The sequence below is a fragment of the Pseudomonas libanensis genome (assembly GCF_001439685.1).
GTDB lineage: Bacteria > Pseudomonadota > Gammaproteobacteria > Pseudomonadales > Pseudomonadaceae > Aquipseudomonas > Aquipseudomonas libanensis.
Window position 1 is genome coordinate 251,248 of the sequence record NZ_JYLH01000002.1, and the last position, 22,633, is coordinate 273,880.

15 protein-coding genes are annotated in these 22,633 nt (G+C 61.0%); 10 read left to right on the forward strand and 5 right to left on the reverse strand.

All coding sequences use genetic code 11. The features are described from left to right. Nucleotides 1-44 precede the first annotated feature (44 nt). The 6 genes from TU73_RS03810 to TU73_RS03835 all read left to right on the forward strand — a co-directional run bounded on the left by TU73_RS03810 (nt 45) and on the right by TU73_RS03835 (nt 8,001). Complete coding sequence (locus TU73_RS03810) at nt 45-1,277, forward strand: MFS transporter (RefSeq protein WP_057011054.1); 1,233 nt, start codon at nt 45-47, stop codon at nt 1,275-1,277. Between the two features lie 38 nt (nt 1,278-1,315). Next, nucleotides 1,316-2,026, forward strand: coding sequence for a FadR/GntR family transcriptional regulator (locus tag TU73_RS03815; RefSeq protein ID WP_057011055.1), 711 nt, complete (start codon nt 1,316-1,318; stop codon nt 2,024-2,026). 106 nt (nt 2,027-2,132) lie between these two features. Further along, a complete protein-coding gene (lhgO, locus tag TU73_RS03820; RefSeq protein ID WP_057011056.1) occupies nt 2,133-3,326 on the forward strand; it encodes an L-2-hydroxyglutarate oxidase in 1,194 nt (397 codons plus the stop codon). Between the two features lie 57 nt (nt 3,327-3,383). After that, entirely contained in the window at nt 3,384-4,709 is a 1,326-nt protein-coding gene (locus tag TU73_RS03825) for an MFS transporter (protein ID WP_057011057.1), read from the forward strand. 82 nt (nt 4,710-4,791) lie between these two features. Continuing rightward, nucleotides 4,792-5,643: a CAP domain-containing protein gene (locus TU73_RS03830; RefSeq protein WP_057011058.1), complete on the forward strand. Its 852-nt coding sequence runs from the start codon at nt 4,792-4,794 to the stop codon at nt 5,641-5,643. A 171-nt stretch (nt 5,644-5,814) separates the two neighbouring features. Then, nucleotides 5,815-8,001: a GAF domain-containing hybrid sensor histidine kinase/response regulator gene (locus TU73_RS03835; protein WP_057011059.1), complete on the forward strand. Its 2,187-nt coding sequence runs from the start codon at nt 5,815-5,817 to the stop codon at nt 7,999-8,001. A gap of 2 nt (nt 8,002-8,003) precedes the next feature. Here TU73_RS03835 and TU73_RS03840 read toward each other — a convergent pair whose 3' ends face one another. The 4 genes from TU73_RS03840 to TU73_RS03855 all read right to left on the reverse strand — a co-directional run bounded on the left by TU73_RS03840 (nt 8,004) and on the right by TU73_RS03855 (nt 16,928). Next, complete coding sequence (locus TU73_RS03840) at nt 8,004-9,131, reverse strand: GGDEF domain-containing protein (protein WP_057011060.1); 1,128 nt, start codon at nt 9,129-9,131, stop codon at nt 8,004-8,006. A 91-nt stretch (nt 9,132-9,222) separates the two neighbouring features. Next, a complete protein-coding gene (gene glgB / locus TU73_RS03845) occupies nt 9,223-11,460 on the reverse strand; it encodes a 1,4-alpha-glucan branching protein GlgB (protein ID WP_057011061.1) in 2,238 nt (745 codons plus the stop codon). Further along, nucleotides 11,457-14,804: a maltose alpha-D-glucosyltransferase gene (gene treS, locus TU73_RS03850; protein ID WP_057011062.1), complete on the reverse strand. Its 3,348-nt coding sequence runs from the start codon at nt 14,802-14,804 to the stop codon at nt 11,457-11,459. Before treS ends, glgB begins: the two co-directional genes overlap by 4 nt. Before the next feature lie 135 nt (nt 14,805-14,939). After that, nucleotides 14,940-16,928: an alpha-1,4-glucan--maltose-1-phosphate maltosyltransferase gene (locus tag TU73_RS03855; RefSeq protein ID WP_057011063.1), complete on the reverse strand. Its 1,989-nt coding sequence runs from the start codon at nt 16,926-16,928 to the stop codon at nt 14,940-14,942. Between the two features lie 900 nt (nt 16,929-17,828). On the opposite strand from TU73_RS03855, the gene TU73_RS03860 reads away from it, so the two are divergent. Next, on the forward strand, nt 17,829-18,641 hold the full coding sequence (locus TU73_RS03860; RefSeq protein WP_057011064.1) for a M10 family metallopeptidase C-terminal domain-containing protein: 813 nt from the start codon (nt 17,829-17,831) through the stop codon (nt 18,639-18,641). A gap of 6 nt (nt 18,642-18,647) precedes the next feature. Here TU73_RS03860 and TU73_RS03865 read toward each other — a convergent pair whose 3' ends face one another. Further along, a complete protein-coding gene (locus TU73_RS03865) occupies nt 18,648-19,145 on the reverse strand; it encodes an MgtC/SapB family protein (RefSeq protein WP_057011065.1) in 498 nt (165 codons plus the stop codon). Between the two features lie 119 nt (nt 19,146-19,264). Between TU73_RS03865 and TU73_RS03870 the strand changes: the two genes are divergently transcribed. From TU73_RS03870 to mapR, 3 genes are all read left to right on the forward strand, one after another. Then, on the forward strand, nt 19,265-19,504 hold the full coding sequence (locus TU73_RS03870; RefSeq protein WP_057011066.1) for a DUF3203 family protein: 240 nt from the start codon (nt 19,265-19,267) through the stop codon (nt 19,502-19,504). Nucleotides 19,505-19,689: 185 nt separating this feature from the next. Beyond that, complete coding sequence (gene ccoG, locus TU73_RS03875; RefSeq protein ID WP_057011067.1) at nt 19,690-21,099, forward strand: cytochrome c oxidase accessory protein CcoG; 1,410 nt, start codon at nt 19,690-19,692, stop codon at nt 21,097-21,099. A gap of 61 nt (nt 21,100-21,160) precedes the next feature. After that, entirely contained in the window at nt 21,161-22,570 is a 1,410-nt protein-coding gene (mapR, locus tag TU73_RS03880) for a GntR family transcriptional regulator MpaR (RefSeq protein WP_057011068.1), read from the forward strand. The last annotated feature ends 63 nt before the right edge of the window (nt 22,571-22,633 follow it).

The following is a 22,633-nucleotide window of genomic DNA, read 5'->3' on the forward strand; positions in this document are numbered from 1 at the left end:
ACGCCGTAGATTTGTGACAGTCGCATTCATTCAAGGAAACGCTCATGCAGACGTCCTCACGCGGCGGCCTTGTCGCCTTGTCGTTATCCATGTTGTTGGCCGCGCTGGGCACCAGCATCGCCAATGTCGGCCTGCCAAGCCTGGCGCACGCGTTCGCGGCATCGTTTCATGCGGTGCAATGGGTGGTGCTTGCCTATCTGATGGCCATTACCGCAGTGATCGTCAGCGCCGGTCGCCTGGGCGACTACCTGGGTCGTCGACGCCTGTTGCTGGCCGGGTTGTTGGTGTTTGCCCTGGCATGCGCAGGCTGTGCCGCCTCGCCCTCCTTGCCCTGGCTGGTCGGCGCACGGGCGCTACAGGGCCTGGGCGCGGCAATCATGATGGCAATGACCCTGGGCATGGTTGGTGACACGGTCAGCAAGCAAAACACTGGCCGGGTCATGGGGCTGCTCGGCACGATGTCAGCGCTTGGCACCGCCATGGGGCCCAGCCTCGGGGGGCTGTTACTCAGTCTGTGGGGTTGGCGGGCGTTGTTCCTGATCGGTATGCCATTGGCCGGGTTGGCCGCCGCCCTCGCCTATCGCTATCTGCCGATGGATGCTTGCCGCCGTGGCGCGTCACTCCCGGATACATTCCGGTCGCCCTTGCGCGATGCGGGGTTGCGCGCCGGCCTGGCAATGAGCGCCCTGGTGTCGGCGGTGATCATGGCCACGTTTGTGGTGGGCCCGTTCTATCTGTCCCGTGGCTTGGGCCTGGATCCCGCCTTGATGGGCCTGGCGATGGCGGTTGGCCCGGCGGTCGCGGCCATTACCGGCATACCGGCGGGCTACCTCACCGACCGCCTGGGCACCCGGCGCCTGACCCTGGTGGGCATAGGCACGATGCTGTGCGCTGCCCTTTGGTTGTCGCAGGTCTCGGGGCTCGTGGCGTACATCGCGGCACTGATGGTGTTGACGACGGGCTACAGCCTGTTCCAGGCGGCCAACAATACCGCGGTCATGAGCGATGTACCGGCGACACGCCGGGGCACCGTTGCCGGCCTGTTGAATCTGTCGCGCAACCTGGGCCTGATTTTCGGCGCATCGGTCCTGGGCGCGGTCTTCGCCCGCAGCAGCCCGGATGTCACCCAGGCCACGCCGCAGACCGTGATCGCCGGCCTGCACGCTACCTTTGCCACTGCAGCGGGTTTGATCCTGCTCGCCGGTGTGATTGCCTGGACTCGCGCGCGCAAGCGAGCGGGCTCGGAGCAGACAAATATTGACAAGTTAAAATCGTAACGACTATTGTCTGACAACCTGATCACCAAGGTTTCATCATGCTTGAGCTCCAGCGCCCCGATTCGCTCGTCGTACGGGTTGTCAGCGCAATTCGCGCAGAAATCGAATCCGGCCAGTTGGCCCCGGAGTCGCGCCTGCCTACCGAACAGCAACTGGCTGAACAGCTCAACGTCAGTCGCTCCGTGGTGCGCGAAGCCATTGCCCAGCTCAAGGCCGACGGCGTCCTCACCGCCCGCCGCGGCTTGGGCTCATTTATTTCGCAGACGCCCGCCGGCACGGTGTTCCGTTTCCCGCAGCCGAACGGGCGCCGGCCTGACCTGGCGCAGATGTTCGAAGTGCGCCTGTGGATCGAAACCCAGGCCGCCTCGATTGCGGCCCGGCGACGTGACGCTGCCGACCTGCAACGCATGAAAAGCGCCTTGCAGGCCATGCAGGACCACCGCGACGATTTCGAGGCCGCGGCCCTTGCCGATGTGGAGTTCCACCGCGCCATCGCCGACGCCAGCAAGAATGACTACTTCGTGGCCTTCCATGACTTCCTCAGGAGCCAGTTGGCCAGTGCCCGCAAGACCGCGTGGGAAAACTCCGCGTCGCGCTTCGCCACCGGCTCGGCCGATGCGACTCAGGAACACCAGCAGCTCTACCAAGCCATTGCCGACGGCGACGCTCAACGCGCCGCCGCCAGCGCCGAGGCGCATTTGCGTGCAGCAGCACGCCGCCTGCAACTGGAATTGCCGACCACGAATTGATCCACTGTGTTTATAGCGTGTCCTGGGACACGCCATTTTTTTAACAAAAACATTAGTCTGACAACCTGATAAGCAGACTGAAATGTGCGATTTGGGAACCCCTGCAATGATTCACGATTTTTGCATCATCGGCGGCGGCATCGTCGGCCTGGCCACCGCCATGGAATTGCTCAAGCGCCAGCCTGGCGCGTCACTGGTGATCCTGGAAAAAGAACCGGTGCTGGCCAAGCACCAGACCGGTCACAACAGCGGCGTGATCCATGCAGGCATCTACTACGCCCCCGGCAGCCTCAAGGCCGACCTGTGCAAGCGCGGCGCCGAAGCCACCAAGCAGTTCTGCCGTGATCACGGGATCAAGTTCGAGGTGTGCGGCAAGCTGCTGGTGGCGTCCAACCCGCTGGAAATGCAACGGATGGAAGCGCTGCACGCCCGCGCCCAACTCAACGGCATGCAGGTCGAGCGCCTGGATGCCGAGCAATTGCGCCAGCGTGAACCGAACATTGTCGGCCTTGGCGGGCTGTTTCTCGACGCCACCGGAATCGTCGATTACCGCCAGGTGTGCGAGACCATGGCCCAGGTGATCCGTCGCGGCGGCGGGCAGATCTGCCTGGAGCGCACCGTGACCGCCATTCACGAAGACACCGATAAAGTCACTGTCAGTACCCATGGCGAAACCTGGCAGGCCCGCCACCTGGTGGTGTGCGCCGGCTTGCAGTCGGACCGCCTGGCGCGCCTGGCCGGGGTCAGCATCGACCATCAGATCATCCCGTTTCGTGGCGAGTACTTCCGCCTGCCGGCATCGAAGAACAACATCGTCAACCACCTGATCTACCCGATTCCCGACCCGGAGCTGCCGTTCCTGGGCGTGCATCTGACCCGCATGATCGACGGCAGTGTCACTGTCGGCCCGAATGCCGTGCTCGGGCTGGGGCGCGAGAACTACCGCAAGTTCTCGGTGAACTGGCGCGATGTTGCGCAGTACGCCAGTTTTCCGGGTTTCTGGAAAACCCTTTGGCAAAACCTCGGCTCCGGCACCACCGAGATGAAGAACTCGCTGTTCAAGTCCGGCTACCTGGAGCAGTGCCGCAAATACTGCCCGTCCCTGACCCTCGACGACCTGCTGCCCTACGAGGCCGGTATCCGCGCCCAGGCAGTCATGCGCGATGGCAGCCTGGTCCACGATTTCCTGTTCGCCCAGACCTCGCGAATGCTCCACGTGTGCAACGCGCCCTCGCCGGCCGCCACGTCAGCCATGCCCATCGGCGCGATGATCGCCGACCGCCTGTTCCACCCCGAGTAATACCCGCTCTGCCCGTTCACCCAACAATAACTACAAAGACCCAGAAGGAAGTCCAGCATGACGGCAACCGCCTCCATCCCCGGCACCGAAACGCCTGTGCAAACCCGCAAGCGCCTGCGCAAAGTCGCGGCCGCTACCATTTTTGGCTCAATGCTGGAGTGGTACGACTTTTACTTGTACGCAACCATGGCAGCCATTGTGTTCTCGAAGATCTTCTTCGATAACAGTGACCCCAAGGCGGCCACACTGATGGCCTTTTCCACCTTCGCCATCGGTTTTATCGCCCGCCCGTTCGGCGGCATCCTGTTTGGCTACCTGGGCGACAAGTTCGGGCGCAAGCAGGTGCTGGTGCTGACATTCTGCCTGATGGGCGTGTGCACCACGTTGATCGGCCTGATCCCCAGCTACGCCTCCATCGGCATCTGGGCCCCGATCCTGCTGGTTTTCATCCGCATCATCCAGGGCCTGGGCGCCGGTGCCGAGTTGTCAGGCGCCGCAGTGACATCCTACGAACACGCAGCCCAGGGCAAGCGCGGCAGCCAGGGTGCCTGGCCGGCACTGGGCCTGAACCTGGGCCTGTTGCTGTCCTCGCTGACCATTTACCTGCTGACCATCAACGGCAACGAGTTCCTGCTGGCCGGCGGCTGGCGTATTCCGTTTATCTGCAGCATCGTGCTGGTGGGCGTAGGCCTGTGGGTGCGTAACAGCATTCCGGAAACCCCGCAGTTTCAGGAACTGAGTAAAGAGGCTGCCAAGGCCAAGCCGTCCCCGCTCAAGGCGCTGTTCAAGAACGATCTCAAGGGCCTGGCGGTAGTGTTCTTCGTTGCCATTGGCTACAACGCCCTGAGCTACATTTTCAAGACCTTCTCCCTGGCGTACCTGACCCAATTCAAAGGCGTGGACGTACATGTCACCTCCCTGTCGGTGACCATCGCCAGCCTGGTTGCCATCGTCGCGGTGCCCTGCTTCGGCTGGCTGTGCGACAAGTGGAGCAGCAAGACCGTGCTGATGCTCGGCGGCCTGTGCTCGTTGCTGTTCGCCTACCCGTTCCTGGCGCTGCTCAACAGTGGCGAGAGCCTGATGATCTACCTCGCCATCGGCGTAGGCACCGGTATCCTCGCGCCGATGATGTTTGCTCCCCAGGGCTCGTTCCTGAGCCGGCAGTTCCCGACCCAGACGCGCTCTTCGGGCTTCGGCACCGGACGTGAAATCGGCACGGCCATTGCCGGTGGCCTGGCACCGCTGGGCGCGCTGTCGATGGTGGCGGCCTCGGCCACCCACTCCACCGATGGGGTGGTGATCATCCTCGCGGTTTCTGCGCTGTTGGTGGTGGTGTTTGCCCTGTGCGATCAGGGCGCAAAACACTCGACATTCAAGAACTGAAGAAAAAAAGTTCGGACCAACGGGTGCATGGATGCACCTGGATCGCGCATCATGGGCACTTTCAAGCTCAAGGGTAACGTCCATGCGCGTTCTGTCATTGATGATGGGTCTTACGACGCTGGCCGCCAGTACGGTGTTCTGCGCCAGCGCGATGGCGAATGAAGAAAGTCAGTTGATACAACAGATCAATCAATACCGCAGCCAGCTGCAACGCTGCGGTGACCAAGGCTCCCAGGAGTTGCCGCCACTGACCAGCGACACACGCCTGGTGCTGCCGGCCTCCAACGTCGGCGACTTGCAGCAGTCCCTGGCGCGGGCCGCATACCCGATGGTCAACGTGCAGGCCATCAGCCTGTCAGGGCCCAAGGACGCCGACGCCGCCATGAAAGCGGTACGCGAAAGCTTCTGCCGGGTGGTGCTGGACCCGCAATTTGTCGACATCGGCGTGAGCAACAGCGGCCAGGACTGGCGCATCGTATTGGCCCGCCCGCTGGTGACCAGTGGCCTGGGCGACTGGCAGACCGAGGGCAGGCAACTGCTCAACCTGGTCAATGCCGCTCGCGCAGAACCGCGCACTTGTGGCACCCAGGCATTCACCGCCACCACCCCGCTGTCGTGGAACGATGCACTGGCCAGCGCTGCCAACAGCCACACACGTAACATGGCCAACGGCAATTTCTTCGACCACCTGGACCACGACGGCCGTACCCCTGGCGACCGCGCCGAACTGGCCGGGTATATCGCGAAGAACATCGGCGAGAACATCGCCGCCGGCCTCGATACCCCACGCAAGGTTGTCGACGGTTGGCTCGCCAGCCCCGGCCATTGCGCCAACCTGATGAACCCGCAATTTCGCGAGTTGGGTGCCGCCTACGCGATGGACCCCAAGAGCGACGCGGGCATCTACTGGACCGGAGTATTCGCCGCCCAATAAGCCTTGGGCGAGCGCCTGAAAAGCGCTGAATTTATCTATCCATATGCAGATAGATTCAAACTGCCATCACCTGCATAGTCGCGCTGAACTGGTTGCGATCATGCAGGTCTGTTGCTTGCGACCTGACGTTTCAGGCAATAGTTGAACCGTGGCAAATAAGGTGTTGACCCAATGATAAATTGGTTGCAAGACGGCAGTGACATGGCCGAGCGGGTCCGCCAGCATGATTGGGCCAGTACGCCCCTGGGGCCGCTTGAGCAGTGGCCCGACGTATTGAAGACCACCGCCGCGCTGTGCTTCGCCTCCCGGTTTCCCCAGGCCATCGTTTGGGGGCCTGAGTTGATTACGCTCTATAACGATGCGTTCGCACCGATCCTGGGTAACAAGCCTGAGGCATTGGGCCGCCCGTTCAACGAGGTATGGCATGAGGTGTGGAGCGATATCAGCCCCATCGCCAGCGCTGCATTCGCTGGGCATGCCACCTTCATCGAGAACTTCCCGCTGCTGATCCAGCGCAATGATGTGCCGGAACAAGCCTACTTCACCTTCTGCTACAGCCCCATCCGTGACTCCCGGGGCAAGGTGGTCGGCATGCTCGACACGGTGACCGAGACCACCGCCACTGTGTTTCTCGCCCGGCGCCTGGAAGTGCTGGATGCCATCGGCAGCACTGTAGCCAACGCCACCGACGCCGAAACAATCATGACCGCCACCACCCGGTTATTGGCGCAACACCTGCAGGTGTCCATTTGCGCTTACGCCGACGTGGATGCCGATGAAGACGGCTTTACCATCCGCGGCGACTGGGCGGCGAATGGCTCACCAAGCATCATCGGCCATTACAGCCTGGCGCAGTTCGGCGAACGCGCCGTGGCCTGCCTGCGGGCCGGCGCGCCGCTGGTGATTTGCAATAACCTGGTCGAACTGCCGGCCGAGGAGTCGGCGACCTTCCAGGCCCTGGGCGTCACCGCCACCCTCTGCATGCCGCTGATCAAGGATGGGCGCCTCACCGCGTTGATGGCCATACATGACAAGCAACCCCGCTACTGGTCTTCCTACGACCTGGCGTTGTTGGGCGAAGTCACGGAGCGCTCCTGGGCGCACATCGAGCGCGTGCGCGCCGATGCCGCCGTACGCGAGGGGCTGGCGGCGTACACCGAACTCAACGCCACCTTGGAGCAGCGGGTGGAAGAACGTACCCTCGCCCTGGCCCAGGCCGAGGCTGCACTGCGCCAATCACAAAAGCTTGAAGCCATCGGCCAGCTTACCGGCGGCGTGGCCCATGATTTCAACAACCTGCTGACCATCATTCGCTCGTCCGTAGACTTCCTGCGCCAACCGGGGTTGGCGCAAGAACGTCGCCAGCGCTACATGAACGCCGTTTCCGATACGGTGGAGCGGGCCAGCAAGCTGACCAGTCAACTGCTCGCCTTTGCCCGTCGCCAGCCGTTGAACCCACAGGTGTTCGATGTCGGCCAGCGGGTGCAGAACATCGGTGAAATGCTTGAAAGCGTCACCGGCGCACGCATCCATGTGAAGGTGCAATTGCCTGATCAGCCGTGCTACGCACGCATCGACCCGAGCCAATTCGAGACCGCATTGATCAACATCGCCCTCAACGCTCGCGATGCCATGGAAGGCCAGGGCACACTGACGTTGAAAGTCACCGGGCACCAGCCCCTGCCGCGCATCCGCGGGGATGCCGAGTCGCACCTGCCCTACGTGAAGATTTCCCTGGCGGATACCGGCCCCGGTATTCCCAGTGACACCTTCGAACGCATTTTCGAGCCGTTCTTTACCACCAAGGCGGTGGGCAAAGGGACAGGCCTGGGCCTGTCCCAGGTGTTTGGCTTTGCCAAGCAATCAGGTGGCAATATCGACGTATCCACCGCCCTCGGCGAAGGCACGGTGTTTACCCTGTACCTGCCACAAGTGGACAGCCAGGACGCACCGCCATCGCCCACGCCCGAGCAGCTCGTGCCACTGCCGAACAACATCCAGCGCCATGTGCTGATCGTGGAAGACAACCTGGAAGTGGGACGCTTCGCCAGCCAGATCCTCCAGGACCTGGGCTACCAAACCACTTGGGCCACCGACGCTCGCCAGGCACTGGCCCTCGCAGGCCCCGACGCTACGGCGTTCGATGCGATTTTTTCGGATGTGGTGATGCCCGGGATGACCGGCGTGGCGATGGCCAGGTTACTGCGCGAGCGCCGTGCCGACCTGCCGGTGGTGCTCACCTCGGGCTACAGCGAAGAACTGGCCGACAGCGGCTACGAAGGTTTCGAATTTCTTGCCAAGCCCTACTCTGCCGAACAGGTCGCCCGCGCCTTGGCCAGGGCCATGTTCAAGGATTGAGCCTACTGCGCCATCGCGACCTGATTGCGACCCAGGGCTTTGGCGCGGTAGAGCGCCTGGTCGGCATCGTTCATCAGGCCGGGCAGGTCTTGCTCGTTGCCCTCGGTCGACGCCACCCCGAGGCTCGCGGTCAGGCCCTGCACCGGTTCAGCGCTCAAGCCGGCAATCGCTTCGATCAGTTGCTCACCGATAGTGCGCGCAGTCTCCAGGGAGGTATTGGGCAGCAGCACGGCAAACTCTTCACCGCCCAGGCGCCCGGACACGTCGGCTTGACGAAACGAAGCGCTTATCACGCCGCCGACCTGGCGCAACACCTGATCACCGGCCTGGTGGCCGTAGGTATCGTTGATATATTTGAAATGGTCCATGTCCAGCATCAGCGCACACAGCGGTTGCTGGTTCTGCCGACACTGTGCGTACAGCAACTGGGCCTGTTCGAAGAAAGCACGACGATTCATCAGGCCGGTGAGTTCGTCGGTCTGTGCGGCGTGGGTTGAAATGGTGTGGGCCCATTCCATTTGCCGGGTCAGGCGAAACGCTTTTTCCAGGGCATCGGACAGCTTGCGCGTGGCACTCACCACAAAGGACGAGAACACCAGCGCCGCAAGCGCCACGCCCACCTGCATCGATGAAGGCTGGAATAACAACCACAGCGTACACGGCAGCAGCACCAAGGCCATGGCCCCCAGCGTCATGTAGCGATACGCCGAGTAACAGGACACCGCGCTGACCGACATGCCTACGGTGAACAGCATGACCAGCACCTGGGATACGCGGTCATCGCTGGGCATGACCGCCAATGCACCGCCCCCCCAGATGCCGGCCGATAACATCAATGTGACCCAGTAATGCCGCTCCCAGCGAGCGGGCGTGCGCTCGCTGTCAGGGCATCCAAACCAGCCCATGAACATCTTCAATCGCAGCAGCGACGCACCCGCCAGCAACACCAGCCACACCAGCATGACCTGGTGCTCAAAGCGATCCCAGCACAGCCAGCAGAGCATGGCCGCACCCAAGTAACTGCCGAACACCGCGGAAAACGATTGGCGAAACAGCTGATGCAAACGGTCAGTTCGCACCTGCTCCTCGATCACGTCGTCCTGATCCTGCGCACGACTGAAGCTGTTCATGCAAACCGCCTGTTTGGACTGCTACGACAAAGGCGCCATTGTGGCACCCTGCCAGTAGCCTGGACAACTGCGTCCAGCAAGGTAAGAGCCCTTAAAGTCCTTGCGGGCGCAGAATCAGTACGCCCAAAGGCGGCAGGTTCAACGACAACGACGCCGGCTGCCCATGACGTGGCTCTTCCTGGGCAAGCACCTCGCCACCGTTGCCAAAGTTTGACCCGGCGTAGGTATCCGCATCACTGTTGATCACCTCGCTCCAGCGCCCACCGAAGGGCACACCCACCGCATAGCCTTCACGCGGTACCGGGGTGAAGTTGGCGACCACCAGCACCGGCTTACCGTCCTTGCTCCAGCGCAGCCAGGCGTAGACGCTGTTGATCGCGTCATCGCCGATCAGCCATTGGAAGCCCTGGGGTGCATCATCCTGTTCGTGCAGCGCCGGCTCCTCGCGATACAGGCGGTTCAAGTCACCCACCAGTTTCTGCACGCCGCGGTGCTCGGGGTATTGCAACAAATACCAATCCAGTTGCTGATCATGGTTCCACTCGCGCCATTGGCCAAACTCACAGCCCATGAACAAGAGCTTCTTGCCCGGGTGCATCCACATGAAACTCAGGTAGGCGCGCAGGTTGGCGAACTTCTGCCAGCGGTCGCCAGGCATCTTGTCGATCAGCGAGTGTTTGCCGTGCACCACTTCGTCATGGGAGATCGGCAGGATAAAACGCTCGGACCAGGCGTAGACCAGGCCAAAACTCAGTTCGTTGTGATGATGGGCGCGGTACACCGGGTCTTGCTGGATGTAATGCAGCGAGTCGTGCATCCACCCCATGTTCCACTTGTAGTTGAACCCCAGGCCACCCTGCTGGGTCGGCTGGCTGACCCCGGGCCAGGCGGTGGACTCCTCGGCAATCACCAAGGCCCCCGGGGCTTCCAGGGCGACCACGTCGTTCAAGTGCCGCAGGAAGTCGATGGCTTCCAGGTTTTCCCGGCCGCCATGGCGATTGGGCACCCACTCTCCAGCCTTGCGCGAGTAGTCGCGGTACAGCATCGACGCGACCGCATCCACCCGCAGGCCATCGACATGGAAATGCTTGAGCCAGTGCAACGCCGACGCCAACATGAAGCCGTGGACCTCGGTGCGGCCCAGGTTGTAGATCAACGTGTCCCAATCCTGGTGGAAGCCTTCCAGCGGGTTGGCATACTCGTACAGCGCCGTGCCGTCGAATTGCGCCAGGCCGTGTGTGTCGGTGGGAAAATGCGCCGGCACCCAGTCAAGGATCACGCCGATATCTGCCTGATGGCAGGCATTGACGAACCAGGCGAAGTCTTCCGGCGAGCCAAAGCGCGCACTGGGCGCGAACTGCGACAGGGCTTGATAGCCCCAGGAGCCGCCAAAGGGATGCTCCATGATCGGCATCAGCTCGATATGAGTGAAGCCCAATTGCTGCACATAGGGAATCAGGCGCTCGGCCAGTTCACGCCAGCCGTACTGGCGGGCGACTTCGCCGGTCTCGTCCAGTTCGCACTGCCAGGAGCCCACATGCAGCTCATAGATCGACAACGGCGCAGTGGATTTCTGCTTGTCGCCACGGGCCTGCATCCAGTCATGGTCCTGCCAGTCCACCTGCAAGGGCGCGGCGACTTTAGAGGCGGTATCGGGCGGCAATTGGGTGGCCAGGGCCATCGGGTCGGCCTTGAGCGGCAGAATCCCATGGGCACCGAGGATTTCATATTTGTAGGCGGCACCCGGTTGCAGGCGAGGGATAAAAATCTCCCAGACGCCAGACGGATGGCGCAGGCGCATCGGATGACGGCGACCGTCCCAGATATTGAAGTCGCCCACCACCGAGACCCGCCGTGCATTCGGTGCCCATACCGCAAAGCGCACGCCCGCGACGCCGTCGACGCTGATCACCTGGGCGCCGAGACAATTGCCCAGGTCGCGATGATTGCCTTCGGCAAACAGGTAGAGGTCCATTTCCCCCAGCAACAATTGGCTGAAGCTGTAGGGGTCTTCGGTGATCTGCTCGCCGCCCGCCCATTGGATTTTCAACAGGTAAGGCTGACGCGTGCTGAACTGCCCGACAAACAAACCCGGCACCTGGTTCGCCTCCAGGCTGCCAAGGGTCTCGCTGCCATCGCGGCTGAGCACTTGGACGCTCAACGCCTCCGGCACAAAGACGCGGATAAACTGCCCGCCCTGCTCGTCGTCATGTGGCCCCAAGATCGAGAATGGATCAGGGTGCTCGGCGCGCACCAGCGCTTCGACGTCCTTGGACGCCGGCAATGCCGTCAGCTTGGGCTGCAGCGGTTCTTTATGTGTAAAACTCATGAGGTCTCCCCACCGCGTACAGGTTTCGATTTAGGTGTTAGCCCGCTGAGCAAACCGTGCAGCCCTTGCAGGGGCACCGGCAACCAGGTCGGGCGGTTCTCCGCTTCGTAGGCCACTTCGTACGCAGCCTTCTCCAGGCTGAACAACGTCAGCGCTGCGTCCTGGCCCTTGGCATCCTGCCAATCATGCGCCAGTGTAGCCGTCGCCGCCTGGTAAGCCTGGGTAAATGCCCGGCGGGCTTCATTCAGGTAGCGATCAGTCACGCGTTTACGCGCGATGTCCGCTTCCGGCGAGTGATCCACTCCTTGCACATTCAGGGCCATGGCCGCTGCGTAATCGAAGGAGCGCAACACACCACTCACATCTTTATAGGGGCTGTGTTTGCCACGCCGTTCATGCAGTGGTCGCGCCGGCTCGCCTTCAAAGTCGATCAGGTAGGCATCGCCCTTGACCACCAGCACCTGCCCCAGGTGCAAGTCTCCATGCACCCGGATGCGCAACCCGCCCAGCGTGGCCTTTGCCAGCGCCTGGACATGCCCGGCGATGGCTTTTTTCTGCGCCAGTAATTCACTGACCAACGCCTGATCAGCGGGGTTCAACTGGCTTTGATGAAGTTTGAGCAGTTGCAGGGCGCGGTCGATCTGGGCGCCGACATCCTTGGCCCAGGCCTGGGTATCCTTGGCGGTAGTGACTTCGGGCTTGAAGGCCTTGTCGGTGGTCGGCGCGCCCAGCACCAGGTGCATTTCTCCCAGGCGCCGGCCGAGCACCTCGGCAAAATCTGCCAACTCGCCGAGGGCATTGTAGTGTTGTTCCTGTTCAGAGATTGCCTCAGCCAGCTCATCACGGATCGCCCGTTCCAGGTTGTTCTGGGTCCAGCTCCAGGCATCGCCCTGGTTACTCAGGTAGCCCTGGGCAATCATCAGCAGGTTGTCCTGCCCTTGCCCATCACGGCGGCTCATCGAACCCAGCAATGGCGAGATATTCGGGTAGCCCGCAGTGGTCAGGTAGGCGCTCATTTCCAGTTCCGGGTGCACCCCGGCGCTGACTTTGCGGATCAACTTGAGCACCAGGCTCTCGCCCACGACCACCGAGCTGTTGGACTGCTCGGCGGACAAGTAGCGCACCGGCGATTCATTGCCCAGTTGCAGCCCGGCCAGGTGTTGGGTCGACTCGAAACGCAGATCGCCCTCAACGGAGCTGAGCACGGTACCGGCCTGCATGGCCTGGATCACCTCACGGATAAACTGCTCAAGGCTGAACGCATCAGTCACCAACCCCACCTGGCGGGTACGCCGCACGCGAGCCAGGGCCAATTGCTGGGGCAAGGCACTGGTGAACTGGTCTTCGCCCAGAAAGCCCAACGGCAATTGATAACGGCTGACCTGGCCACCACTGGTTACCTCGATTTCACTGAGCAGCACCGGGTGCTGCGGGTCACCAAAGCGTACGCCATAAGCGATGTGCACACGGTCGATGGCCATGTCCTTGCCGGCAAACCAGCGACGCTTGGGCAGCCAGGCCGGCAATGAGGTTTGCTCAAGACTGGCGCGGCAAGGTTCTTCCAGCAATTCTTCCATGCGTTTTTTCAGTACCAGGGTGGTGAAGTCAGGCATGCTTTGCGCCGGTTCCACATGCCAGCTTGGCATCTGGTTCTCCGCCGCCAGTACAAACCAATAGAAGCCATAGGGCGCCAGGGTCAGCAGGAAATTCAGCTGGCCGATGGGTGGGAACGCATTACCGCCAAGCATTTCCACCGGCACCATGCCGGCAAAGGCAGACAGGTCCAACTCCGCCGCCTGGGCGCTGCGCGACACGTTGGCCACGCACAGGATGATCTCGCTGTGGCCATCTTCGCCGGTGTACTCACGGGTATAGGCGAGGATGCGGCGATTGGTTGGCGAAAGCATTTTCAGGCTGCCTCGGCCAAACGCCTTGGACTGCTTGCGCACGGCGAGCATGCGTCGGGTCCAGTTGAGCAGCGAGTGCGGGTCCTGGGCCTGGGTTTCGACGTTGACCGACTGATAACCGTATTGCGCATCCATGATCGGCGGCAACACCAGGCTGGCCGGGTCGGCGCGGGAAAAACCGCCGTTGCGGTCGATGGACCATTGCATCGGTGTACGCACGCCGTCGCGGTCGCCCAGGTAGATGTTGTCACCCATGCCAATTTCATCGCCGTAATACAAGGTCGGCGTGCCCGGCATCGACAGCAACAGGCTATTGAGCAGCTCCACACGGCGGCGATCGCGCTCCATCAGCGGCGCCAGGCGCCGGCGGATGCCCAGGTTGATACGCGCGCGGCGGTCGGCGGCGTAGTAGTTCCACAGGTAGTCGCGCTCCTTGTCGGTGACCATTTCAAGGGTCAGCTCATCGTGGTTGCGCAAGAAGATCGCCCATTGACAGTTGGCGGGAATCTCCGGGGTCTGACGCAAAATATCAGTGATGGGGAAGCGATCTTCCTGGGCCAACGCCATGTACATGCGCGGCATCAGCGGAAAGTGGAAGGCCATGTGGCATTCATCGCCGTCATCGCCCTTGCGGTCGCCAAAGTACAGCTGGGTGTCTTCCGGCCATTGGTTGGCCTCGGCCAGCAGCATGCGGTCAGGGTAATGGGCGTCGATTTCGGCACGGATCTGCTTGAGGACATCGTGGGTCTCCGCAAGATTTTCGTTATTGGTGCCGTCGCGTTCGATCAGGTAGGGGATGGCATCCAGGCGCAGGCCGTCGATGCCCAGGTCGAGCCAATAGCGCATCACCGACAGCACCGCTTTCATCACTTGCGGGTTATCGAAGTTGAGGTCGGGCTGGTGCGAATAGAAGCGATGCCAGAAGTACTGGCCCGCCACCGGGTCCCAGGTCCAGTTGGACTTTTCGGTGTCGAGGAAAATAATGCGCGTGCCGTCGTACTTCTGGTCATCGTCCGACCACACGTAGAAATCCCGTGCCGCCGAGCCCGGCTTGGCCTTGCGCGCACGCTGGAACCAGGGGTGCTGGTCGGAGGTGTGATTGATCACCAGCTCGGTGATCACCCGCAGCCCGCGCTTGTGGGCTTCGGCAATGAAGCGCTTGGCGTCGGCCATGGTCCCGTAGTCGCTGTGCACGCCCCGGTACTCGGCAATATCGTAGCCGTCATCACGGCGTGGCGAAGGGTAAAACGGCAACAGCCAGATGGTGTTCACACCGAGGTCGGCAATGTAGTCGAGCTTGGCAATAAGCCCGGGAAAGTCACCGATACCGTCGTTGTTGGAGTCGAAATAGGATTTGACGTGGACCTGATAGATCACCGCGTCCTTGTACCAGAGCGGGTCTTTGATAAAGGTGGCTGCCTTGGGTTTCTTCGCCATTGGAAACTCCTGAAATACTTCGAAGATCGTTCCCATGCTCTGCGTGGGAATGCCTCATGTGACGCTCTGCGTCACGCGTTGGGACGCGGAGCGTCCGGGGCTGCATTCCCACGCAGAGCGTGGGAACGATCAGATTCAGCCAGCGGTGATACGCCAGATCCCAAATGGCATCTGCGGTTCAAGCCGTGTCCATTGGGTCTTGCCGTACCAGGTCCAGCGATGGCCGTTCATCAAGTCTTCACCCTGGGTCTGGGCGTCGTCCGGCAGGCCCATCTCCCACAGCGGCAACTCGAAATGAGCTTCCTGGGCATTGAAGGGGTCGAGGTTGACCGCCACCAGGATAAAGTTGCTGCCATCTTCGCTGCGCTTGCCGAAATACAGGATGTTGTCGTTCCAGGCGTTGTAGAGCTTGAGCCCCAGATGGGTCTGCAACGCCGGGTTCTGCCGACGGATACGGTTGAGCTGGGCGATCTCGGCAATGATATTGCCGGGCGCGGTGAAGTCCCGGGGGCGGATTTCGTACTTCTCCGAATCCAGGTATTCCTCTTTGCCCGGCACTGGCGCGGCTTCACACAGCTCAAAGCCCGAATACATACCCCACAGGCCCGAGCCCATGGTCGCCAGGGCGGCACGGATCAAGAAGCCGGGGCGCCCGGACTGGTGCAAAAAGCCTGGGTTGATGTCCGGTGTATTGACGAAGAAATTCGGCCGGTAGCATTCGCGCCACGGCGATTGGTTCAGCTGCGTCAGGTATTCGCTCAACTCGGCCTTGGTGTTGCGCCAGGTGAAGTAGGTGTAGCTCTGGGAGTAACCGACCTTGCCCAGGCGCGCCATCATGGCCGGGGTGGTGAAAGCCTCCGCCAGGAAGATCACCTCAGGATATTTGGCCCTGACGTCGCTGATCAGCCACTGCCAGAACGGCAGCGGCTTGGTGTGGGGGTTGTCGACCCGAAAGGTCTTGACGCCCTCTTCCACCCAGCCCACCACAATGTCGCGCAGCCCGGTCCACAAGCCGGGGATCGCATCCGCCGCATAGAAGTCGACGTTAACGATGTCCTGGTATTTCTTTGGCGGGTTTTCCGCGTACTTGATCGTGCCGTCCGGGCGCCAGTTGAACCAGCCCGGGTGCTGCTTGAGCCACGGATGGTCCTGGGAACACTGGATGGCGAAGTCCAGGGCGATTTCCAGGCCGTGGTCGGCGGCAGCCTTGACCAACCGGCGAAAATCGTCGCGACTACCCAGTTGCGGGTGGATCGCCTCGTGACCGCCCTCCTCACTGCCGATGGCATAGGGGCTGCCGGGATCATCGGGGCCGGCCGTCAGGGAATTGTTCTTGCCCTTGCGATGGCTGCGGCCGATGGGATGGATCGGCGGGAAGTACAGCACGTCAAAGCCCATGTCATGGATCATCGACAAGCGCGAGTGCACATCGTTGAAGGTGCCGTGGCGCGCCGGATCTTCGGTGATCGAGCGGGGAAACAGCTCGTACCAACTGGCAAACTGCGCCGCTTCGCGCTCCACATCAATCGGGTACACCGGGCTGATGCTCAGGTAGGCGCGGTGATCGGCCTGGGTCATCAAGTGTGCACTGTTTTCATGCAGAAACAGCGCCACCTGCTCGGTTTCCAGCAGGCCCGACAGTTCGTGGTGCAACAGCATCAAGCGGTCGCGCAGTTCGTTGTCACTGCGTTCGGCGGCCTGCAGCACCAGGCTGCGGCCTTCCTGCAGTTCGAGGCTGACCGGCACCCCGGCCTCATGTTTCTTGCGCAGTTCGTAGCAAAAGCTGGCGAAGGTATCGATCCAGGCTTCGATGCAGTATTCGTGCGGGCCCTGCTGGGCGACGCTGAATGCCCCCTCCCAGCCATTGTTGCCGACATCGTTCATGACCACGCTGTGCCAGCTTTCATCCTCCCGCGCTCGCCAGCGGATGAGTACCGCCAGTTTGTCGTGGCCATCGGCGAACACTTTGCTGGTGACATTGATCCGCTGGCCAACCACCGCCTTGACGGCGAACTCGCCATTGTCGATCACTGGCATGGTGCTTTCGATAGCGATCCTGGGTAACAAAAGCGCCTGGGACAGCGGCAGTACGGAATCTTCTGGAGCCAGTGTTTCAGCAGTCATCGAGCATCTTCCCCTTACGCCCCCGTGGACGCCCTTTGCTTGATCCGAATTCAGAAACGGCGACGCTCTCCCTGAGCAGGGCCGTATAAGGTCCGAGCCTGGGTGCCATTCAAAAGTTCAGGTGGATATACCGCCACTGGGCGGGAATCAATTCCCGCAGGCCATGGTCCACCGATAGAGCAAAGCACAAACGAGGCCATACCGATGAATATCCCGATACCCCCTGAACCCGAAGATCCGAATATCGACGAGCCCCCGCTGCCGCCCACAGAACCCCGACCTGTTCCTGAACAAGAGCCGCCTGAAAACGAGCCACCGCCCGTGCAGGAGCCCCCCGCAACGATGCCGCCCGTTATCGCCTGATTCACAGGCCCGCTTGCTTGCGAACAAAACATCGTGGGCAAGCGCTGCTGATTTTTCCCACCCTAATCACAGACAGCACCGAGATGCCCGCTTCGACGTTCAAGATAGATTCAGTACTCGTGCGCTGACCCGCCCCGTTGCTGGCCGCAGACTATCCCGTCCGTTAAGCGAGTAATTTTTATGAGCATCTCAATGTTGCCACCGACGTCGAATATTCACGGCGTACAACAACCGTCCGCCAACGATCATCGACAGAAACTTGACGATTTACTAAGGGCCGGGCCCAGCGGAATCATGCGCAGGAAAGAGCCTGACAGGCACCCCTCGGACCTCCCCACAGGGCCGCAAGCTTCTACCCCGCCCAACCCTGCCCCCTCGACCAACGTAAAACCGCAGGTGCCCAATGCCGATGCTCCCAAGGCTGGGCAAATCTCAACGCCACCCAGCCCTCCACCCACTACGAACGTAGAACCGCAGGCGCCCGGTACCGACGCCCCCCGACTCGCCCAACTTCGTGCGCTCACCAGCCCGGAGAACATGACCAAGATGCTGCGCGATCCGAACTCCCAGGAGTCCGCAGGGCAGTTGGCCGCAATCCGGAGCCTGTTGAGCAAGGAAAATGTCCTGTCCTTGCTGCAAGGCCCGGATGCAGATGAGGCGCGTAAGGCGATTACCGAAGTGAAGGAGCGTTTAGGTCAGTCAAGCCTGCAGAAGATTCATGACCGCTCCTCGCAGACCGAGGCATCGGGTTTGAGCTCTCAAGAGATCCGCAGCCGCATCTCCATTTCTGATCCCGAGGAAGGCTTCAGCCAATATAAGCAAGTCGAGCATGAGCTACGCGTTGAGGACTCTTATACCAAACAGCGGGTGCGGCAAAGTACGCCCCTCGCCTCGGCCCTCTTCGATATCGGCAAGGAAGTGGACCTCGGCGAGCCGGCCCCGCAACCGGACAATTCACCGCCAGCGGCAGACAGCCTCAAACCTGACAACAACAACAACAACAACAACAACAACAACCAAAGCCACCGGAGCACCCGCAACAACCCCAGGACTGACAATAGCCAGACCTTCACCTTCCACACTATCCACGAATCAAACTTTGATACACCTAAGGAGGTGATGGATTTTGACCACAACAAAGACAAACTCGATGTATCGGCAATTCGACACCAACTCGGCAACAAACCGTTGAAATTGGTAGAAAATTTTTCAGGAGCCAGTGGTGAAATGCAGATCCACTACTGCCCGGCCAATAATGCGAGCGTGGTGATGATTTCCGGCAAGCCGGGAGAGCCGCCTTTTGTAGTGAAGGTCTTCGGTGAGGTGAGGTACAGCAACCTCACCACCTGACCCGCGTCACTCATCCTTCTCCAGCAGCTTGACGACCCGTGGCATCACACTGAATACCACCAGCGCCAGCAGCGTACTGAGTACCGCAGTCGATTCACGCCCCATCCCCGCCGCCACGCCAATGGCGGCGGTCATCCACAACCCGGCCGCCGTGGTCAGGCCCTTCACATGCTGACCCTCTTCGTCCTCCTTGCCCTTGAGGATGGTGCCTGCACCGAGGAAGCCGATCCCTGCAATCACCCCCTGCACGACACGGCTCATGGCGTCTGCCTGGCTGCCGGACACTTGCGGTACCAGCACAAACAATGCGGCGCCCAAGGCCACCAGCATATGGGTGCGCACCCCGGCCGCCTTGCCCTTTTGTTCCCGTTCAAACCCCAGGATGCCGCCCAAAAGCGCGGCGATGAGCAGGCGCACGGTGATTTGCGTCAACTGCCGAGCGTCGCCGATGTCGGCAAATTCAGCCTGCAGGGTTTGCCACACTTGATGCCACCAGGCGTCCATGGATGTGTCCCTTCTTATTGTGAATGAAAGGTAGACATCACAGACCGCCAGTCAGTTGCCTGGAACCCGCCAGCGTTGCCGTCGCCTAACCGGACATAGCCCATGAACAGGAGATCGCCATGTCTGTACGCATCGAAAATCATTTGTGCTACTTCACGCTCGACAAGACCGGCAAGGAACAAAGCCTGCCGGCTACTCGGGTAAACATCCTTACCGACAATGAAAAATCCATGTCTTATGTTGAATTGGCCGGCCAGCAGATCTACATCACCGAAGCCGAGGCCGACGCCCTCACAGTAGAGGGCGCCAAGGATGGTCGTAATCACGTAAAGGCCGAAAAACCGGGTTCGGTGATTTAATTGATCTGTATCAATACAGATCAAATCCCCTCTGTACCCCAGTGAGCCTGGGGTACAGCAGATTGCCAAAGACGGTTAAACCAGACCCATCTGATCCGCTTTTTATCACTATACCTGAGCCTGTTATGTATACAGCCTGTCGCCCATAGTTCCCCGGCCTGATGGAGGCTGATGAGCGAACGACCATGAGCGAACGAATCCCAACCGTGGAAACCTTTGAGCCCAACCACCTAAAGAAGGTGAAGGCCAAATCCAGCGACAACCTGATCCATACCCGCAGCTTCACCGGCGTGTTCCGCACCTTACGCGTCGGCGGTGCCGGCCTGCTGTTCCTGGCCTTTTTCGGCACCGTATGGCTGAACTGGAGTGGCCGCCAAGCCGTGCTGTGGGACCTGGCCGAGAGTAAGTTTCACATCTTCGGTGCTACTTTCTGGCCTCAGGATTTCATCCTGCTGTCGGCGCTGCTGATCATCTGCGCCTTCGGCCTGTTTGCGATCACGGTGTTTGCCGGCCGCGTATGGTGCGGCTACACCTGCCCGCAAAGCTCGTTCACCTGGCTGTTCATGTGGTGTGAAAAGGTCACCGAGGGCGAGCGCAACCAACGCATCAAGCTGCAAGCCGCACCGTGGAGCCTGAATAAACTGGCGCGGCGCTCGGCCAAACATACGTTGTGGCTGGGTATCAGCGTGCTGACGGGGCTGACGTTTGTTGGCTACTTCACGCCCATCCGTCCGCTCACTACCGAATTGCTGACCTGGCAGATGGGCGGCGTGAGCCTGTTCTGGGTGCTGTTTTTTACCGGCGCCACTTACATCAATGCCGGCTGGCTGCGCGAAGCGGTGTGCATGCACATGTGCCCTTATGCGCGGTTCCAGAGCGTGATGTTTGATAAAGACACCCTGACCATTTCCTACGACGCCGCCCGCGGCGAACGCCGTGGCCCGCGTAAACGCGAAGCGCAGCCGGCAGAGGTCGGCCTCGGCGATTGCATCGACTGCCAATTGTGCGTGCAGGTATGCCCCACCGGCATCGATATTCGTGACGGCCTGCAAATGGAATGCATCGGCTGCGCGGCATGCATCGACGCGTGTGACTCGATCATGGACAAAATGGGCTATGCCCGTGGCTTGGTGAGCTATACCAGCGAACACCAACTGCAAGGCGGCAAGACTCACCTGCTGCGACCCCGCCTGATCGGCTACAGTGCCGTGCTGTTGGTGATGATCGCAGCCTTGGTGGTGGCCTTGGTCGAACGGCCGATGGTATCGCTGGACGTGACCAAGGACCGTGGTATGTTCCGCGAAAACAGCCAGGGCTTGATCGAAAACATCTACAGCCTCAAGGTCATCAACAAGACCCAGCAACGCCAGGACTACCGTCTGGAACTGGTGGACGCCGACGGCTTCCAGTTGCAGGGCAAGACCCAGGTCAGCCTGGCGCCCGGGGAAATCGTCGATGTACCGGTGTCGGTGGCATTGCTGGCGGACAAACCGGTGAGCAGTTCGCAGGCTATCCGCTTCAAAGTCACGGATGTGGATGAACCCTGGATCTACAGCGCTGCAGACAGTCGTTTTGTTGCACCGTTGAATCGCTGAAGTCTATCTGGATAGATAGAGATCCCCAGCGTACACACAGAAAAACCTGTTTAAGGCCCCCATGAAACGCTACGAAAAATTCGCCGACGACATCGCAGAACTGATCCGCTCCGGCGTTCTCGGCCCTGGCCAGCGCGTACCCTCGGTGCGCTATGCCAGCCAGACCTATGGCGTCAGCCCGTCCACAGTGTTCCAGGCTTACTATCTGCTGGAGCGCCGCGGCCTGATTCGCGCACGGCCGCGTTCCGGCTACTTCGTCAACACCCATGCGCCCAGCCCGTTTTCCGAACCGGAGGTGAGTGAGCAGGTGCACGAATCCACCGATGTAGACGTGAGCGAACTGGTGTTCTCGGTCCTGGACTCCATCAAGGACCCCAACACCGTGCCCTTTGGCTCGGCGTTCCCCAGCCCGATGTTATTCCCACTGCCCCGTCTGGCTCGGTCCCTTGCCAGTGCCAGCCGCGAAATGGACCCGCGCCTGGTCGTCACCGACATGTCGCCGGGCAATCCGCAACTGCGCCGACAGATTGCCCTGCGTTACATGGTCGGCGGCCTGATGCTGCCCATGGAGGAGCTGTTGATCACCAATGGCGCCCTTGAAGCACTGAACCTGTGCCTGCAGGCCGTGACCGAACCCGGCGACCTGGTTGCCATCGAGGCCCCGGCGTTCTATGCCTGCCTGCAAGTGCTGGAGCGCCTGAAGCTCAAGGCCGTGGAAATCCCGGTGCACCCACGCGACGGCATTGACCTCGACGCCCTTGCCCAATGCCTTGAGCGCTATCCGATCAAGGCCTGCTGGACCATGACCAGCTTCCAGAACCCCATGGGCGCGACCTTGCCGGAGGCAAAAAAACAGGCGCTGGTGGAACTGCTGCGCAGCCATCAGGTGCCGTTGATCGAAGATGACGTCTATGCAGAGCTGTATTACGGGCAGCAAGCGCCCAAGCCGGCCAAGGCTTTCGATACAGAAGGGTTGGTGATGCACTGCGGTTCCTTTGCCAAGAGCCTGGCACCGGGTTACCGCGTCGGCTGGGTCGCGGCCGGGCGTTTCGCGCAGAAGGTTGAGCGCCTGAAACTGATGACCTCGTTGTGCCCATCGATGCCGGCCCAGGCGGCAATTGCCGACTACCTGCAGCACGGCGGTTATGACCGGCACCTGCGCAAACTGCGCTATGCCCTGGAAGAACAGCAAAGCGCCATGCTGGCAGCCATCGCCCGTTACTTCCCGGCCCAGACACGGGTCAGCCAGCCGGCCGGCGGGTATTTCCTGTGGCTGGAATTGCCGGAACAGACCGACTCACTGAAATTGTTCAAAATGGCTTTGGCCCAAGGCATCAGCATTGCCCCGGGGCCAATTTTTTCGGCGACCCGACGGTTCAGCAATTGCATTCGCTTGAACTACGGCAGCCCGTGGACCGAGGCGTCGGAAAAGGCCATGGAAACGCTAGGGCGGATTGTGCGTTCGTTTTAACGGTGGGCTATTCCACCCGTAAAAATTCCGAGGCGCGCCTACTAGCAGCATTCGCGCAAGACG

Excerpts from the sequence above, each read along its gene's own strand:
- TU73_RS03810 (WP_057011054.1), top strand. The coding sequence starts at position 45 with ATGCAGACGTCCTCACGCGGCGGCCTTGTCGCCTTGTCGTTATCCATG.
- TU73_RS03815 (WP_057011055.1), top strand. The coding sequence starts at position 1,316 with ATGCTTGAGCTCCAGCGCCCCGATTCGCTCGTCGTACGGGTTGTCAGC.
- lhgO (WP_057011056.1), top strand. The coding sequence starts at position 2,133 with ATGATTCACGATTTTTGCATCATCGGCGGCGGCATCGTCGGCCTGGCC.
- TU73_RS03825 (WP_057011057.1), top strand. The coding sequence starts at position 3,384 with ATGACGGCAACCGCCTCCATCCCCGGCACCGAAACGCCTGTGCAAACC.
- TU73_RS03830 (WP_057011058.1), top strand. The coding sequence starts at position 4,792 with ATGCGCGTTCTGTCATTGATGATGGGTCTTACGACGCTGGCCGCCAGT.
- TU73_RS03835 (WP_057011059.1), top strand. The coding sequence starts at position 5,815 with ATGATAAATTGGTTGCAAGACGGCAGTGACATGGCCGAGCGGGTCCGC.
- TU73_RS03840 (WP_057011060.1), bottom strand. The coding sequence starts at position 9,131 with ATGAACAGCTTCAGTCGTGCGCAGGATCAGGACGACGTGATCGAGGAG.
- glgB (WP_057011061.1), bottom strand. The coding sequence starts at position 11,460 with ATGAGTTTTACACATAAAGAACCGCTGCAGCCCAAGCTGACGGCATTG.
- treS (WP_057011062.1), bottom strand. The coding sequence starts at position 14,804 with ATGGCGAAGAAACCCAAGGCAGCCACCTTTATCAAAGACCCGCTCTGG.
- TU73_RS03855 (WP_057011063.1), bottom strand. The coding sequence starts at position 16,928 with ATGACTGCTGAAACACTGGCTCCAGAAGATTCCGTACTGCCGCTGTCC.
- TU73_RS03860 (WP_057011064.1), top strand. The coding sequence starts at position 17,829 with ATGACCAAGATGCTGCGCGATCCGAACTCCCAGGAGTCCGCAGGGCAG.
- TU73_RS03865 (WP_057011065.1), bottom strand. The coding sequence starts at position 19,145 with ATGGACGCCTGGTGGCATCAAGTGTGGCAAACCCTGCAGGCTGAATTT.
- TU73_RS03870 (WP_057011066.1), top strand. The coding sequence starts at position 19,265 with ATGTCTGTACGCATCGAAAATCATTTGTGCTACTTCACGCTCGACAAG.
- ccoG (WP_057011067.1), top strand. The coding sequence starts at position 19,690 with ATGAGCGAACGAATCCCAACCGTGGAAACCTTTGAGCCCAACCACCTA.
- mapR (WP_057011068.1), top strand. The coding sequence starts at position 21,161 with ATGAAACGCTACGAAAAATTCGCCGACGACATCGCAGAACTGATCCGC.